Origin of the sequence: Yersinia sp. 2545 StPb PI (genome assembly GCF_052217125.1) — a bacterium.
Lineage (GTDB): Bacteria > Pseudomonadota > Gammaproteobacteria > Enterobacterales > Enterobacteriaceae > Yersinia > Yersinia enterocolitica_E.
Map to the genome: position 1 here is coordinate 4,351,631 of NZ_JAZGPY010000001.1, position 17,717 is coordinate 4,369,347.

Here is a 17,717-nt window from a genome sequence, read left to right on the forward strand (position 1 = left end):
AAAGTCAGTAGCCGCGCGCCTCATTAACGTAATAGGACATACACTACCGCAAAAGTAGTCGCTAATCGTGCGGGCTAGAGTATTAATGGAAAACTTGCCCATTTTTTCAAAGCTACCCTATAAACTGGTGTACCAATCTAGTTGCAAGATCGGCATTTTCTGCATCAAAGTTGGCATTATCCCCATCACAAAACCCATGATGGCTGCTGAATATGCGGCTATCAACATTAGGATATTTTTTTAGTTCACTTTGCAGGATTGTCGTGTCGAAAGAAGCCTCATGTCGGGCAAGGATGACAAGGGCTGGACAAGGTGGCGCAATATCGCTGTGCTCGCGGATACGTGAACCGTAGTGGCAGACAACCCTTGCACATAACCCGCTTCTGGCCGCAAGCCAGGCAAGCGTGGCTCCAACACTAAATCCTACGAGGATAAGATTGTCATACTGTGGCCGCAGAGTCTGGAGCAGAGTAACGATATGGGATGTGTCAAAACCTACATTTTCAATAAAATAGCGATATGCCTCATTCTGCTGTGCATAGCTAAATGGCTCATCACGCCCAATAAGATTGAGGCAATAAACGTCCCTCTCCATCGCATGATATTCATGACACACCCGCCTGATATGCGGATTAATACCATAAATCTCATGTAGTACTACGATGGCGGTATTGCTTCCACATTTTAGCTCTAGCATTAGGCGTTATCGATTTCCGTTTTGTGCACCCAGGCTGACAAATACCATTCGGCAGTAAATGGTAGGACACTCCGCACTGTCACTCACTCATGTAGAGATTTTGTGCTCACTACATCATCGAAAAGTCACACAAAAAATAACTTTCAATATCAATTTATTATATAGCCAAACTATTTTCTACATCGTCTTCCAATCCTTGCGCTGATTGAAGACCAAAATGACTATTACGTCTCACATTGAGTAAAATCACCCCATGATTTGACGCTAACCTCTAAATGAGCAGCATAACTAACCAGAATTACGATTTATACTATAATAAACAATAAGATGCCATACACTGGCTTCGGTGATGTGAAGCCAGCATTACGCTAATTGAAAATAACTACTCTTCTGTCACTGGCATAAACTCGGCCAATTTCTGCTTCTGTTTACCCCGGTCATCCAGGTTAGCTGAGCTTAGCCAAAGCTGTATAGCTCGCCGAATCCCTGGCCATTCACTCTCGATAATAGAATACCAACGGGTGTCACGACTATGCCCTTTGGATACTTGTATTTGTCTGAAAGTACCTTCGTATTGAAATCCCAAGCGTTCTGCCGCTTGAATCGCTGGCTGGTGCAAACTGTCACACTTCCACGCACATCGCCGGTATTGCAAAGTATCCAGCGCATAGGATAGCAAAAGAAATATTGCCTCAGTGCTGCATAAAGTACGTTTCATCAACGGTGACCAGTTAATCCAACCGATTTCTACCGCCCCATTCTCGGGGTCAATGCGTTGTAACGCGATAAAACCTACTGCTTTTCCGGTGGAGTAATTGATGACTGAATAAAAGAGAGGGTCCTTACTTGCACTAAGAGAGGCAATATAATGGTCACATTGCCTAATTGTGATGGGGCGATTAATGTGAAAGTAAGTCCAGTCACGCTCGTCATCAATGCTGTGCCAGGCTTCAAATAGATCCTTGCTATGCTTGATATCAATAGGTTCAAGGAGGCAATAGTCTCCTTTGAGGATAATCCGTTGGGGAGTTGTTCGAGGCAACCAGTCGGGTAATGATTTGCCCAGTGCTTGCCCATAGATATTTAATTCTGTCATTATAAATCATACCTGTGTTATGAAATTTATAAGTTTTCGGCAAGTTTTTCAAAAAACTCAGTGAATCCACCCTAAAATAATGTCACTTTGATCTTTAACTTTTCCAATCGTGCTGATTTCTCCAAGAAGAAAGTGATATTGGCCGTGCCCATAAATTCAAATTATTCAGAAAACACATCCTATTTTTGAATAATTAAGTCTTATAAAGAATGACACTTCTTGATAATTTGTTATGTGATATCTATTGAGCAATTCAATTTTAAATTTAATAAACCACATTAGATCATGATAAACATGAGTATTTCACCTTTTATTTATTGTACTAATTATAACCAACTCATTTAATCAAGTGAGCTAATAGGTCTAATCTTGATGGCCTAATGTATAAATATAATTTTATCACTTCATTAAAAACACATTATTTACTCTATAACAAAAAAACAACTCAAGATAAAATCTCAACCGCCGATAATAATAAAGATGAAATATAAAACAATTTACTCAACTGTTTTATAGACACCGAAATTAGTTATTAACTGCCTTTCCAAGGTATCTTTCCCGTGTCCGACATTTGAGGTTTAATAACATGAGATTCATACAAAATATTAAAATAAGAACGGCACTTATACTCATTCTCATCGTGTTTTCACTGTTGTGGGCCGGGGCATCAGGCTTTGCTTTATACTCTCTTCAGCAATTAAACCAAGAGCTAGGTGTAACCCATACTCAGCAGCAAAATGGCGATATTATTAATAGTGCCAATGCACAATACTACCGCGCGACAACAGCGATGGAACGTGCTATGGGAGCAATGGCGAAAAATGACACTGGAGTTTTCGATCTTGAGATGAAGGCAACTCTTACCGAATTAGACGGCCTTAAAAATGGGCTCAGTCAATTTAAAACTATTGATCATGGGAAAATTGACTCAACCACAATAGATGATATTTATAACAGTTCTTTTAATCTCTATAACAGTGCAGTTTTGCCGATGTTTGAATCAGCAAGAGAGAAAAATATAAACAATTTTGAAGTAATAAAAACAGGTAAATATCTTCCGTTAAGACGGAACTTCAGTGCAGCGATAGACAAATACAACGCAAAAATTATATCCCTAAATGAAGAAGCAAATCAGCGGATTTCCCAATGGCTAGTGTGGTGTCAATATATCCTAGTCAGTGCGTTATTAATCAGTGTGCTGATCATGGTAACAACCGACCGCTATCTGGTTAACTTTCTCGTTAAGCCTTTGAACAGAGTAAAAGCTCATCTTGAATCTCTGGCACAAGGCATACTTGACCACAACATCGTAGATCAGGGTAGAAACTGTATTGGCCAGTTAATTCCTTATATTAACAAGATGCAGGATAACTGGGCCAAAACGGTGTTTGAAATCCGCAACAGTGCGGATTCGATTTACAGGGGTTCTAGTGAGATATCAGTCGGAAATACCGATTTGTCTTCCCGAACTGAAGAACAAGCCTCGGCGCTGGAAGAGACCGCCTCCAGCATGGAACAACTCGGTTCAACCGTTCAGCAGAATGCAGATAATGCCGGTCAGGCAAGTACACTGGCGAACCAGGCCACTCGGGAAGCACAACAGGGCGGCGTAATTGTCAGTGGCGTCATTGCCACCATGACGAAAATTACCAGCAGCTCACATAAAATCGTCGATATCATTGGCGTCATCAACAGTATTGCGTTTCAAACCAATATTCTTGCGTTAAATGCCGCGGTCGAAGCAGCACGAGCAGGGGAACAAGGCCGGGGATTTGCCGTTGTCGCCAGTGAAGTGAGAAATTTGGCGCAACGCAGCGCACAGGCAGCAAAAGAGATTGATGTGCTGATCAATGAGTCAGTTAAAAATATTAAATCCGGGTCTGAACAGGTGACGCGAGCAGGTGATGCGATGGACAAAATCGTGAGCTCAGTCAGCAACGTAAATGACATTATGAGCGAAATAGCCGCAGCCTCGACCGAACAGAGTAAAGGGATCAGCCAAATTGGTTCTGCGGTGGTTCAAATGGACAGCGTCACGCAGCAAAATGCCGCCTTAGTGCAGCAATCTGCTGCTGCTGCTGCCTCGCTGGAAGAGCAGGCTCGTCAACTAACAGAAATTGTCTCGGTATTTAAAATCAAAGGAAAGGCACCTGGCGTTTCAACAGGCCCTCTGCTCAGGCCAAAGACACGAATTAAGAGTGTCGCATTAGTCGCAGAACAGGGCGGCTGGACTAAGTTTTAATGTTACCGCCCTTCGCTGCCTGCCAGCGAAGGGCACAGCGTACCCTCAATGATTCCCCCCTCATACTCCCAGAGAGAAATATTGCCCACTGCCAATACCTCAGCGGTATATCCTCCTGTTTTTATGCGCTCTCTTTCTCAGCGACTTCTGGAGAAAATTTATAAATCAATAAGGATTCCACCGGATATAGGACCGCTTTCGCTGCGGGCATACCAAGCAGATATCCCTGGCCAATATCACACCCAATATCCTGTAGACGCACAAGTTGACTGGTGTGTTCGATACCTTCGGCGGTGACTTTCACCCCCAGAGAACTGGCCAATGAGATAATGGCACGTACGATTTTTTCTTTTTTTTCATTGTGTTGGAAAGTATCGATGAAGCTCTTATCAATCTTTAACTTATCAAATGAGAAGTTGCAAAGCTGAGAAAGACTGGAGTAACCGGTACCAAAATCGTCTAACGCAATTTTTATTCCCTCATCCCTCAGTTTTTTAAGCGTAAATCGGGCTACATTGGCATTCTGAAAAAGTGCACTTTCCGTGATTTCTACCTCCAGACGATCTGCGGGCAGCCCCAACTCATTCATGACACTCATGATGCGCGTGCTCAGTTGCTTATTACACAGCAGTATCGGGGAAATATTAAATGACAGTACCAGATGAGCAGGCCAGCTTAATGTTTCGAGACAGGCCCGCCGAAACAACTGCTCCGTCAGCTCAGAGATTTTACCCATCTCTTCTGCCAGAGGGATGAATAGAGTAGGGGAAATGAATTTGCCTGGGGAAATCTCCCAGCGTGCAAGGGCTTCAAAACCGATTGTTTTTTCGGTTCTCAGGTCCACTAACGGCTGGTAATAGACAGAGAATGCATTACTCGCCAACGCTTTCTTAAAATCACTCTTAAGTTGGGCTCGGGATAAAAGTGTATTCTGCATCAAGGGAGTAAAGACTCGGACTTCCTCACGACCGGCCTTCTTAGCAATGTACAAAGCACAGGCCGATTGCTGAATAGCTTGTCGAAGATCGCCAGAATCTTCAGGATAGCGGGAGATACCAACATTGGCGGCTATATTAAAGGTAAAGCCGCCAATTTGAATAAGGCTGCAAATAGTCTTCACTATGCGTTCGCCCAGCAATGATAGGTCCGCTTTATCTTTATTTGACTTTAATACCAAAAACTCATCACCACGTAATTTATAGACATTATCTGGGAACATATAAGAGAGGCGCTGTCCAACCAGCTTAAATATTTCATTTCGGTGGTCGTAGTCGAGCAGATCGTTGACATCTTTAAACTTATTAATCTCTATACTTAGAACCACATAATTTAGTGCATCTTTATTCTTAGCAGAACGTGAAATATAAGAGTCGAGAAATTTTTGGTTAGGTAGATCCGTTAAGATATCATGGCTAGACATCCAGTTGATGCTCTTTTCTGCCTCAATACGTTTCTCTATCTCCTTTGACATTCTGTTTATTCGCAATGAGCTATAGATAAACCCCAGCAATCCGGTGACATTTAGTGCAATAAAAACCGCATCTAGATTATATTTCTTATATTTTGACAAATAGGGAAACAGCACCTCACTTAAATTAAATATTAACACAAAAAAATATGCGATTAAAAATATAAACCCACCAAATAAAAATTCAATCTTTATATTATCATGAGATGTTGGCAACATAAGTATCCCTTAAGATAATAATATTATCTTCATAATGTCATATGATGAACCACCCTATCTCGCCTAACACAACGACAATATCAAGCCATCATCCAGTTGATAATGAGTTATCGGCAAAATAAATATAAAGTTTAGATATAATCATTTTTTAGTCGATCAAAAAATTATTTTGACACTTTTGACAAAAAATCCATTTTGTTTATCGGGCAGAAAAAAGGTACTTCGATCAAGTGATAGTATACTCTCTGACAGAAATAAAGATGGATTATCAGCAGCTTAATTTTACATCCTAAAATCAGGAGGATTATGAAATTGCCTTTTCAACAGGTTATTATATTTGTCACACTATACTGCACGTATTTTCACTGAGAACCAGAGAGTGATAAGCTTTAAAGATAATCCATTCTCGGATTTCAATATTAGCGTAAGACACGTACGAATGAAGTAATGGTTTTATCGTCAGCTTGATTCTAACTCTCTGATTTTAATTCTCGAATTTGCTGAGAGATGACGTTAAAACGCGCAATTCACCAAATCAAACTGCATCATCAGGTGATTCCGGGGGCCGAAGCGATGTCATTATTGACCGAGCACACCTTTCCCCGTCATTCCCATGACGAGTTTGGCATCGGTATCTTTGTTCAGGGATCACAACATTCATGGAGTAACATCGGCAGAGTTGAGTCTTCAGCCGGAGATATCATCATGGTCAACCCCGCTGAAATTCATGATGATCTACCCGTTCAAGGCGCCCGTAGCTGGCATATGATTTATATCAACCCGGCAGTCATTGCATACGAACTGCGGGAATGGCCTCAGGCAGAAAGTGACAGTGACTAGGGCGAATCGGCTATGCTCAACATCACTACAACGTAAAGCCGGATTAAAGTGCGAAATACGCAGAGATAAGCTATTGGCCCCTCTTGTTAGGGAGGGGCTAACAATTATAACGTATTGGTGAAGGTTCGGGAGACCACATCCTGCTGCTGCTCGGGCGTCAGGGCGTTAAAACGTACGGCATAACCAGAAACACGGATGGTGAGATTTGGATAGTTTTCTGGATGTTCGATGGCATCCAGCAGCATATCGCGATTCATGACATTGACATTAAGATGCTGCCCACCCTCCATCGACTCATCATGGTGGAAATAACCATCCAGCAGGCCGACCAGATTATTATTACGCACCGCCGAGTCCTTGCCCAAGGCCGCAGGGACAATCGAAAACGTGTAAGAAATCCCATCTTTGGCATATTTGAACGGCAGCTTGCTGACAGAGGAGAGTGATGCCACGGCCCCTTTGCGATCACGGCCATGCATAGGGTTGGCACCTGGTGCAAATGGCATACCGTCGCGTCGGCCGTCGGGGGTATTACCCGTTTTCTGTCCATACACCACATTAGAGGTAATAGTCAGAATTGACTGCGTCGGCACTGCATGGCGATAGGTTGGCAGCTTGCTGATTTTCTTCATAAAACGCTCAACTAAATCACAAGCAATAGTGTCGACACGCTCGTCGTTGTTACCGTACTGAGGATATTCGCCCTCAATGGCAAAATCGACAGCCAGCCCATCGGCATCACGGATTGGTTTAACCTTGGCGTATTTAATGGCTGAAAGCGAATCCGCCGCTACCGAAAGCCCGGCGATACCGCAGGCCATGGTGCGATAAACATCGCGATCATGTAGTGCCATCAGTGACGCTTCGTAGCTGTATTTGTCATGCATATAATGGATGAGATTCAGGGCGCTGATATATTGCACCGCTAACCAATCCATAAACACGTTGAGGCTAGCCATCACCCGTTCATAGTCCAGCACGTCATCGGTCATCGGGGCACATTTCGGGCCGACCTGAATTTTGAGTTTTTCATCCATGCCACCATTGATGCAATACAGCAGCGTTTTAGCCAGATTGGCGCGCGCACCAAAGAATTGCATTTGCTTACCGATCACCATCGGGCTAACACAGCAGGCAATCGCATAATCGTCGCTATTAAAATCTGGCCGCATCAGATCGTCATTTTCATATTGCAACGAAGATGTCTGAATCGAGACATTGGCCGCATAACGCTTAAATGCCTGTGGCAACGCCTCCGACCATAAAATGGTTAAATTAGGCTCCGGCGCTGGCCCCATGGTTTCCAACGTGTTGAGATAACGGAAGGTATTCTTGGTCACTAAGGTTCGGCCATCCAAGCCCATTCCGCCCAGCACTTCCGTGGCCCAAATCGGATCACCGGAGAACAGTGAATCAAACTCAGGTGTCCGCAGGAAACGCACCATGCGAATCTTCATGATGAAGTGATCAATAAGCTCCTGCGCCTGCTGCTCGCTCAACACCCCGTTGGCTAAATCGCGCTCGATATAAATATCGAGGAATGTCGCGGTGCGGCCCAGTGACATCGCACCACCATTTTGCGATTTCACCGCGGCCAGATAACCAAAATAGAGCCACTGAATAGCTTCTTGAGCATTTTTGGCCGGTCCTGAAATATCGCAACCGTAGCGTGCGGCCATGGTTTGAATCTGCAACAGCGCGTGGCGATGCTCAGCCAGCTCTTCGCGCAAACGAATCACACTTTCCAACTCAATACCTTGCTCAAGTTGTGGCTGTAAATCGGCGAACTGTAGCTCACGTTCTCGCACCAGATAGGTAATACCGTAAAGTGCGATACGTCGATAGTCGCCAATAATGCGCCCTCGCCCATAGCCATCCGGCAGGCCGGTCAAAATGCCGGATTTACGACATTTCAGCATCTCAGGCGAATAGACGTCGAATACGCCTTGATTATGGGTTTTACGTAAATCAGTGAAGATATATTTGAAGTTGGCATTCATCTCACGGCCATAGGCGTCAAATGCGCTTTGTACCATATTAATACCGCCAAAAGGATGTAACGCACGCTTCAGCGGTTTATCCGTCTGTAGTCCGACGATTTTTTCCAGCCGCTGCTCAATGTAACCCGCGTTATGGGCAGTGATGGTGGTGGCAATATCATCATCAAAATCTACCGGCGCATGAGTCGCATTCTCCAAACGAATCCCCTCCATAACCTGCTCCCACAATTTTTGGGTCGCAGGGGTGGCGCCGGAGAGAAACGACTCATCACCTTCATAAGGTTGATAGTTCTGCTGGATAAAATCTCTGACATTAATTTCGCTATGCCAATTGTTCCCGCTAAATCCGAGCCATGCATCGGCATATTTTTTATTATTTACATCAACATCAATCTTCATGAACAAACTCCAATAAACAGAATATAGCTGGTGATTTCATGGGGTTGAGGGTCAAAAAACAGCCTCGGAAACCGCTGCGTCCTGTTGCGCATAGCCAAGGCGGACCGCATCAAGCGCAATCATTTTTTCTTCATTGGTGGGGATAACTGCGGCAACGACCCGTGAGCGGGCGGTAGAGATGACATGAGAGGTTCCATGCTGTAGCCGGTTGTTTTTACCGTGATCGATGTCGACACCAAAAACGGCCAGATGCTCCAGCGTTAACTGACGGATAAGCGATGAGTTTTCGCCAATTCCCCCGGTCAGAATCAGGCCGTCGAAGCGGCGCAGCGAACTGATATGCCCGCCAATATGTCGTGCAAGGCGGTGCACAAAGGTATGTATCGCCAGACGCGCCGCTTCATGCCCCTCGTGATAGGCTTTCTCTAGCGTCCGCATATCAGCGGACAGACCGGAGATCCCCAATAAACCGGACTCCTTATTGAGCATATGATCCAGGTCTGCCAAACTTTTTCCGGTCTGGCGCGCCAGATATGCCAGTGCGCCAAAGTCCACATCACCACTACGTGTTCCCATGACCAAACCGTCCAATGGGGTCATGCCCATCGATGTATCGACGCTTTTGCCGTCCTGAACCGCGCAGACAGATGCACCATTCCCCAAATGAGCGATAATCAGGCCGCAATCGCTCCCATCAAATCCGAAGAAACTCGCGGCAAGCCCTGCCACATAGCGATACGACGTGCCATGAAAACCATAACGTCGTACCCCCTGTTCGCGGAAATAGCGGTAAGGTAGCGCATAAAGATAAGCCTCCGGTTTTAATGTTTGATGAAAACCGGTATCAAATACGGCGACTTGTTTAATGCCAGGAAATAGCTGACGTGCCGCCTCAACACCATGCAAATTGGCGTAGTTATGCAGCGGAGCCAATGGCGAAACCTTTTTGATTTCCTCCACCACCCAATCATCAATCAGCACCGATTCACTGAATATTTCACCACCATGGGCAATACGGTGACCAATTAGCGAAATTGATTTATTAAGGCCACGCTTTTCCAGCTCATCGGCAATCGCTGCCAATGCATCAACGTAATTCCATTTAGCCAATTGAAATTGAGTGACTCTATCAATCCGCAAAAAAGGTTTTTCAGTACCAATACCATCGGCAATCCCGGAGATTACCGCTTCACAATTGTCGGCGGTCAGCACTGAAAATTTAATAGATGATGAACCACAATTAATAACCAAAACTGTAGGATTTAATGTCATGTGATTACTCCGCCCGCGTTTTTGGGCAAAACACGGGCTTTTAAGCGCCGTAATTATATTAATTTGTAGACGATGTTGAAGATGGTCAGCAGACCGACGAGGGTAACAAAATAGTTTTCTGGCCGGCCTCTGAAACGGGCCAGAGAAGGCAGTTTATGAACGGCGTACATAGGCAGCAGACACAGTAGTGAGGCGATAATTGGTGCCCCCATGGCTTCAATCAAATCAAGGATATTCGGGTTGAGATAAGCCACCACCCAGGTTGATCCCATGATGAAAAACATACTGACCAGATTAAGCTTGCCACCGGATATTTTAGTTTTATCGCCTTGGTAGCCGAACTTAATAATCAGACCATTGAGACCTTCCAACGTACCGAGATAATGTCCGAAGAAAGATTTAAAAATAGCGACCAGCGCAATCAGTGAAGCGGCATATTCCAGCGTAATGGAGAAGGTCGATTTGCTACCGGACATGGCAGAAAAATGGTTTGCCAGATAAGACAGCACTGGAATATTTTGTGCCTTAGCTTCTGCCATATTTTGCGGCGACAGCGTAAACAGGCAGCTAAAGGCAAAGAACATCACCACAGCCACCATCAACATGCTGGCCTTACTAATAATCTGAGAGCATTTTTTCTCGGTAAAATCCCGGCCAAACTCCGGTTCATATTCTTCGCGCTTTGAGACCACGAAAGAAGAGACAATCGGCGAGAAATTGAAAGAGAACACCATGATGGAAATACCCAACCACACCGTCACCAGTATGCCATCGTGTCCTAGCAGAGAAATCTGGCTCAAATCCACCTGCTCAATAACCGAGGCATTCCAGTAAGGGATCAGTGAGAGTGAGATTAATACCAGACAAGTAATAAACGGAAATACCAGAAAACTCATCACCTTAACCATCAGGTCTTTACCGAAGTAAATCACCCCAGCCATCAGCAATAGCAACGCCAGCGCCACCACACCACGGTTTAGCGGAGCCAGTTGGAGTTGATGTTCCCAGAAGGTCATAAAGGTATTGGTGATGGTTACGCCGTAAATCCACAACAACGGACAAATTGCGAAAAAATAGAGGAAGGTAATCACCACACCACCGGTTTTACCGAAGTGTTCTTCCACGGTCTCCGTAATATTGCCTGAACAGTTACTGCCAGATAAACATAAACGCGCCAATGCCCGATGACAGAGAAAGGCAATCGGATAAGCCAACACCAACATAATTAAAATAGGAATTAAACCGCCGAAACCTGCGCGGATTGGAAAGAATAAAACGCCTGCCCCTATTGCTGTGCCAAATAATCCCAAAGTCCAGGTTGTATCTGATTTGCGCCACGTTTTTGTTTCGATTGCGGTAGTGGTTGTAATAGCATTATCGATATCCATTAATAAATTCCTTATTAATATATTTTACGAAATACTGCCTAATCCCGTTATTTGTGATACGCGCGATAAATCAATATTACCGCCTGATATAATGCTGACGGTCTTTTTGCCGGTGATATAATCTTTTAGTTTGCCGCTTAATAATGCTGCGGATGCTAATGCACCTGCACCTTCGGTAATAATCTTGTTACGCTGAATAAGGTCAATCATACTTTTTCTTATTTCATCTTCACTGACCAGTACAATGTCGGTAACCAATGTTTTGACGATTTCAAAAGGTAACGTACCTGGGCGAGTCACATCACAACCATCGGCAAGCGTACCGGTTTTACGATGATTAGTAATACTACCGCTATAATAAGATGCCGCCATGCCGTGAACATTCTCTGACTGGACGCCAATAATATTAATGGTTGGATTAATAGATTTAATTGCCAGCGCGATACCGGCAATTAATCCACCGCCACCAATAGGGACAATCACATTATCGACATCATAGAGATCTTCGAGTATTTCCAGCCCGATAGTGCCCTGACCAGCAATCACTTTCTCATCATCGAAAGGGTGAATAAAAATACGGTGTTCCATTTCAATAATTTCACTGGCTTTTGCTATGGTATCGTTGAAATTCTCACCATGTAGCACCACCTGCGCAGAATATTCACTGGTCGCCGCAATTTTTGATTTAGGGGCGCAATTTGGCATCACCACCTTGCTGTTAATCCCCAACATGGCACAGGATAAAGAAACCCCTTGCGCATGATTACCCGCAGAACAAGCCACAACCCCTTGCCTTCTCTCCTCTTCGCTGAGTGAGCTGAGCTTATTGAATGCGCCGCGAATTTTGAATGACCCGGTACGTTGCATGTTCTCAAACTTCAGATAAATCTCGCCATGACAGCGCTCACTCAGATAATTCGACCTCGCTAATCCTGTTTTGTAGATATGACCTCTCAATCGTTTTTGTGCATCAATTACATCATTGAGAGTTATCGGTAAGTTACTGTAAATTTTCATCTTTCATAGCCTTGCAGATTAAAATTCCTAAGAATTATGTATTTCGTTCGGCAGGATGCTACGACACAAAAAACTGCATTAATGTGATGATTACAGCAAAAAGAAGTGAACTTGATCTTTCAACCAGTTGTTTATTTCAATAAATGTAACGCGGTCGACATTCTGGAATTTGGATTAGTTTTTATAATCTAAAATGGGCTTACTGAGTTCGATTAGCCGTGCCACAAAAACAAGCCGCATCCTTGCGGCTTGAGCATTACGTCAAATCAAGTAAGGTGTTTAATTGCGCTATCTGTTGTCGCCACTGGCATTGCAGCTCTGGCTTCTGATGCTTGAACTTACGTGCCAGATCCTGTTTCAGCTTACTTTCTAATTCCAACAACTCAGCCAACAACTGTTCTTCTTCACTTTCCACTAACATTATCGACTCAGGTTCGAATGTGGAGGCGGGCACAGAAACTGATGCGGGTTTATCGGCCAAAATGGCATAGACCGGTTCTAGATGGTGCCACTCTTCCAACCACTGCTTATCGATTAACCAAAAACGATTGCAGCTTTGTTCAATCAATGTACGGTCATGGGAAACCAGCAACACCGCACCACTGAAGGTTTTCAGCGTATTTGCCAGCTCTTCTTTACCTTCCATATCAAGATGGTTAGTCGGTTCATCAAGCAGTAGCAATGAATAGTTAGCCAGTGTCAGGCCGATAAATAACAAGCGTGAACGCTCGCCACCACTCAAGGTGCTAACCTGCTGCTGATGCCGAAGATAGGGGAATCCGGCACCGATCAACGCCATTTTTCGCTGATCTTCGGTCAAGGGTGCAAAGGGGGCTAAAGCCTCGGATAGAGTGTCTTCGTCACGCAGTTGTTGCAGACTTTGGTCGTAATAGCCCACACGTACCCTAGGATGGAACGTCACTCCCACGTCGGCGGTCTCTGGTTGGCTAAAAGCCCGCCATAGGCAGTGCAACAGAGAAGATTTACCGCAACCATTGCGGCCTACCAGTGCGACGCGATCACCGCTTTTGACCCGAAATTGTGCCAATTCAAATAGCACCGGTGCCTGAGCCGCTGGTCGAACCCGTAAATCTGAGAGTGCCAGCACTCGGTCTGCCGCCAGAGCTTCGCCATTTAGGCGCAATTGCCACTGATTACCGGCGGTAACCTGAGTTTGATCATCCTTGAGGCGATCGACCTGCTTTTCCATTTGTTTAGCCTTACGCGCCAGCTTTTCGTTGTCATACACGCTGCCCCAGATGGCCAGTCGCTTGGCGCTTTTTGCTACCCGATCAATTTCCTTTTGTTCGGCTAAACGGCGATGACTGTCCGAGATATCTTTCTCCGCCAATGCCTGCCGTGCCTGAGTGCAAGGCAGGCGGATAAATTGCAGATTTTTGTCACGCAAAATCCAGGTACAGTTGGTCACACGATCCAGCAAACTGCGATCATGTGAAACCAGTACAAAACTGCCCCCCCAATTCAGGAGAAACTGCTCCAGCCACAGCAGGGTAGGTAAATCCAGATGGTTACTGGGTTCATCCAATAGCAACAAATCTGGCTGGCGGATCAGTGCTCGTGCCAGCAACAGACGCGTATGCTGACCACCACTTAACGTACCGGCAGTCAGTGTCCAAGTGGGTTCATCAAACCCCAAGCTGACGAGCAAAACCTCTGCTTGCCAACGTTCTGGTTGATGCAGGCTATTGGGGAGGTGATTGAGCACCGCATCCAGTAAGGTGCAATCATCTAAAGCGGCGGGGAGATGTTGTTCAACCCGAGCCATCAGGCACTGGTTGGCGGTAGTGATAGTACCGGCCGTGGCGGGAAGATCACCGCTGAGGATTTTCAGCAGAGTGCTTTTTCCACAACCGTTATGGCCTATCAAACCAATGCGGTCACCTTTTTTCAGGCCGAAGGAAATCTCAGCCAGCAGTGGGCCGAAAGTGTTGTCGTAACCGACAGATTTTGCAGAAAGTAATGTGGTCATTGCTTACTCAAGTTTTACAGGCATAGAGATGCCTATCGTCAATAAAGCCGACGATAACCGGTAAGCCGGAGGGAAGTTGTCAGAGTGTTAGTTAGCTTCGCTCAAGCAGGTTATCGCAGCACGATACCGGTAACGCTTGAGCAATCACGATCACTAAAGACGAGTGAATAAAGAAACAATTCACGGGTCAACATAGTAATCCTCCTTAATATAATTCTGGTTAATGTATGACCTCATTATATTTAGTTTCTTCACTTTCTGCCAGTGCCGTCAGAAGGCCATAGACCGTCGTGGCTGTGGGTGTTTTTTGGCTAAGTACAGCTACGCGATTATCTCGTCCATCCAACCAAGCCAACGACTGACCCGCGTGCGATTGCCTGATTCAACCATTAACGGCCTTGAGCCACGGATGGTACTGGCATCAAACTTACGCACTTGTCGAGCCAGATTTAGTTCGCCAGCTAAAAAATCAATTAACAATAAATATGTCTTGATGTAACATTCGATCATACATGATAATGCTTATTATATTGATACTCGTTATCATTTCCGTGCTAAATATATGGACACACAGTTGAATAAAACACCGAGGTTGAACGACGAACCTGCTGTCGAGTATCCGACAGCAAGTAAGCCCTTGTCTGTCACCAGCGAACAACTGCTGGGAGAGCACGGTGTCGCCTTTATCGTCCATCAAGGCGAACACTATCAACTGCGCCAGACCAAGGCCGGCAAACTAATACTGACCAAATAACATACACAGAACCCACGTCATGGGTATTACAGCAAAACAGCAGCCGTACAGAGCCGAGTAACGGGCCGCTAATACTGCTGTAGCATCAAAAGACGAAGGGGATAGCAAGCCACCCAGATTCTCGAATCAAGGCAGCCAGCAACCTATATATCTGTTTTATTCGCATAGAAAATATGGAGAATTGCCGACATGCCTCGTTTCATTTCTGACCGTTTCCGCTGGTCCCCACTCAGTTTGGCAATCGCTTGCACGCTGCCTTTGGCCGTTCAAGCGGCTGATACCACTACCACGCCGACAAGCAGTAAAAAGCACACTACCGATACCATGGTGGTTACGGCAACAGGTAATGAGCGCAGTAGTTTTGAAGCACCGATGATGGTAACCGTGATTGAAGGTACCTCGCCGACCAGCGAGACCGCCACCTCTGCGGCAGATATGCTGCGCAAAATACCGGGGCTGACCGTCACCGGCAGCGGGCGGGTCAACGGCCAGGATGTGACACTACGTGGCTACGGTAAGCAAGGTGTATTGACTCTGGTTGATGGTATTCGCCAAGGTACCGATACCGGCCATCTGAACGCCACTTTCCTTGATCCGGCACTGGTGAAACGTGTTGAAGTAGTACGTGGCCCATCTGCCCTGCTGTACGGCAGTGGCGCATTAGGTGGTGTTATCTCTTTTGAAACTGTCGATGCCGCTGACTTGCTGTTAGCGGGCCAAAATACCGGTTACCGCGTTTACAGCTCTGCGGCTACCGGTGATCACAGTTTCGGCCTCGGTGCCAGTGCCTATGGCCGCACCGATGATGTTGATGGCATTCTCTCCTTCGGTACCCGTGATATCGGCAATATCCGTCAGAGTAATGGTTTTGATGCACCAAATGACGAAACCATCAGTAATGTGCTGGCAAAAGGAACCTGGCATATTGACCAGATTCAATCACTGAGTGCCAATCTGCGCTATTACAACAACAACGCAATAGAACCCAAAAATCCACAAACCAGTGCAGCTTCCAGTGGCAATGTCATAACCAATCGTTCAACGATCCAACGTGATGCCCAACTCAGTTACCACCTTAAGCCACTGGATCAGGAGTGGTTGAATGCCACCGCACGGGTTTACTACTCTGAAGTGGAAATCAATGCACGGCCACAAGGTGCAACCGAAGAGGGACGTAAACAAACCACGGAAGGCGGAAAGCTGGAAAACCGGACGCGTTTGTTTACCGACAGCTTTGCATCACACCTGCTGACTTACGGCACAGAAGCCTATAAACAAGAGCAGACGCCGGGAGGCGCGACGACCAGCTTCCCACAAGCAGATATTCGGTTTGGCTCCGGCTGGCTACAAGATGAAATCACCCTGCGCGACCTGCCAGTGTCCATTTTAGCCGGTACCCGTTATGACAACTATAGCGGCAGCAGCGAAGGCTATGCTGACGTCGATGCCGACAAATGGTCATCACGCGGCGCAGTGAGTGTTACCCCCACTGACTGGTTGATGCTGTTTGGCTCCTATGCCCAAGCTTTCCGCGCACCAACCATGGGCGAGATGTACAACGACTCAAAACACTTCTCAATCCCTATCCGCCCGGGAATGACACTCACCAACTACTGGGTGCCCAATCCGAATCTAAAACCGGAAACTAATGAAACCCAAGAGTACGGGTTTGGTTTACGTTTCAATGATTTGCTAATGGCTGAAGATGACCTGCAATTCAAGGCCAGCTACTTCGATACCAATGCGAAAGACTATATCGACACCAGCGTTAATATGACGGCGATGACCACCACATCAGTGAATATCGACCGGGTAAAAATCTGGGGTTGGGATGCCACCATGAGCTATAAAACAGCCCTGTTTAACTGGGATCTGGCCTATAACCGTACCCGGGGTAAAAATCAGAGCACCAATAAATGGCTCGAGTCCATTAACCCGGATACCGTCACCAGCGTAGTGGATATCCCGGTTGCCAGCAGTGGTTTCGCGGTGGGTTGGATTGCCACATTTGCTGACCGCTCCAAACCGTTAAGCACCGGTAAACGTCAGGCCGGTTATGGTCTCAATGATTTCTATGTCAGCTATAAAGGCCAGGAACAACTGAAAGGTGTCACAACTACCGTGGTTCTGGGCAACGCATTCGACAAAGAGTACTACGCGCCGCAAGGCGTGCCACAAGATGGCCGCAACGCGAAGCTATTTGTGAGTTACCAGTGGTAATTCATTAAAAAAAGATAGTCTGAAACTACTCATCCGGTAATCCAATTTATGGGTTACCGGATTATCATTTAACGCTGTCACCTGCATATAAAAAATCAATAGAACGAGGATGTCA

General features: G+C 45.7%; 13 protein-coding genes. 4 read left to right on the plus strand and 9 right to left on the minus strand.

Going from position 1 to position 17,717, the window contains the following annotated elements; genetic code table 11:
• Positions 1–112: 112 nt before the first annotated feature.
• Positions 113–697: a dienelactone hydrolase family protein gene (locus V1955_RS20195; protein ID WP_372559955.1), complete on the minus strand. Its 585-nt coding sequence runs from the start codon at positions 695–697 to the stop codon at positions 113–115.
• Positions 698–1,079: 382 nt separating this feature from the next.
• Complete coding sequence (locus V1955_RS20200) at positions 1,080–1,793, minus strand: GNAT family N-acetyltransferase (protein WP_083161044.1); 714 nt, start codon at positions 1,791–1,793, stop codon at positions 1,080–1,082.
• Between the two features lie 586 nt (positions 1,794–2,379).
• Here V1955_RS20200 and V1955_RS20205 point away from each other — a divergent pair.
• Positions 2,380–4,035 (plus strand): methyl-accepting chemotaxis protein, encoded by a 1,656-nt coding sequence (locus V1955_RS20205; protein ID WP_442821329.1) that lies wholly within the window; start codon positions 2,380–2,382, stop codon positions 4,033–4,035.
• 121 nt (positions 4,036–4,156) lie between these two features.
• On the opposite strand, the gene V1955_RS20210 is transcribed toward V1955_RS20205, so the two are convergent.
• The gene (locus V1955_RS20210; protein WP_442821330.1) at positions 4,157–5,722 is read right to left on the minus strand and encodes a putative bifunctional diguanylate cyclase/phosphodiesterase; all 1,566 of its coding nucleotides are present in this window, start codon (positions 5,720–5,722) and stop codon (positions 4,157–4,159) included.
• Between the two features lie 507 nt (positions 5,723–6,229).
• On the opposite strand from V1955_RS20210, the gene V1955_RS20215 reads away from it, so the two are divergent.
• Positions 6,230–6,562: an AraC family ligand binding domain-containing protein gene (locus tag V1955_RS20215; RefSeq protein ID WP_102970489.1), complete on the plus strand. Its 333-nt coding sequence runs from the start codon at positions 6,230–6,232 to the stop codon at positions 6,560–6,562.
• Between the two features lie 104 nt (positions 6,563–6,666).
• Here V1955_RS20215 and pflB read toward each other — a convergent pair whose 3' ends face one another.
• The 6 genes from pflB to V1955_RS20245 form a co-directional block, all read right to left on the minus strand.
• Entirely contained in the window at positions 6,667–8,961 is a 2,295-nt protein-coding gene (pflB, locus tag V1955_RS20220; protein ID WP_442821331.1) for a formate C-acetyltransferase, read from the minus strand.
• A 51-nt stretch (positions 8,962–9,012) separates the two neighbouring features.
• Complete coding sequence (gene tdcD, locus V1955_RS20225) at positions 9,013–10,233, minus strand: propionate kinase (RefSeq protein ID WP_442821332.1); 1,221 nt, start codon at positions 10,231–10,233, stop codon at positions 9,013–9,015.
• Between the two features lie 53 nt (positions 10,234–10,286).
• Complete coding sequence (gene tdcC, locus V1955_RS20230) at positions 10,287–11,621, minus strand: threonine/serine transporter TdcC (RefSeq protein ID WP_372559960.1); 1,335 nt, start codon at positions 11,619–11,621, stop codon at positions 10,287–10,289.
• Positions 11,622–11,645: 24 nt separating this feature from the next.
• Complete coding sequence (gene tdcB / locus V1955_RS20235) at positions 11,646–12,638, minus strand: bifunctional threonine ammonia-lyase/L-serine ammonia-lyase TdcB (protein ID WP_083161057.1); 993 nt, start codon at positions 12,636–12,638, stop codon at positions 11,646–11,648.
• A 256-nt stretch (positions 12,639–12,894) separates the two neighbouring features.
• Entirely contained in the window at positions 12,895–14,628 is a 1,734-nt protein-coding gene (locus V1955_RS20240; RefSeq protein WP_083161059.1) for an ABC-F family ATP-binding cassette domain-containing protein, read from the minus strand.
• A 321-nt stretch (positions 14,629–14,949) separates the two neighbouring features.
• Positions 14,950–15,108, minus strand: a complete 159-nt coding sequence (locus V1955_RS20245) for a hypothetical protein (protein WP_420072900.1) — start codon at positions 15,106–15,108, stop codon at positions 14,950–14,952.
• Positions 15,109–15,190: 82 nt separating this feature from the next.
• Here V1955_RS20245 and hemP point away from each other — a divergent pair, with 82 nt between their 5' ends.
• Together hemP and V1955_RS20255 are read left to right on the plus strand one after the other, a co-directional pair.
• A complete protein-coding gene (gene hemP / locus V1955_RS20250) occupies positions 15,191–15,382 on the plus strand; it encodes a hemin uptake protein HemP (protein ID WP_083161063.1) in 192 nt (63 codons plus the stop codon).
• 189 nt (positions 15,383–15,571) lie between these two features.
• The gene (locus tag V1955_RS20255) at positions 15,572–17,602 is read left to right on the plus strand and encodes a TonB-dependent hemoglobin/transferrin/lactoferrin family receptor (protein WP_442821333.1); all 2,031 of its coding nucleotides are present in this window, start codon (positions 15,572–15,574) and stop codon (positions 17,600–17,602) included.
• The last annotated feature ends 115 nt before the right edge of the window (positions 17,603–17,717 follow it).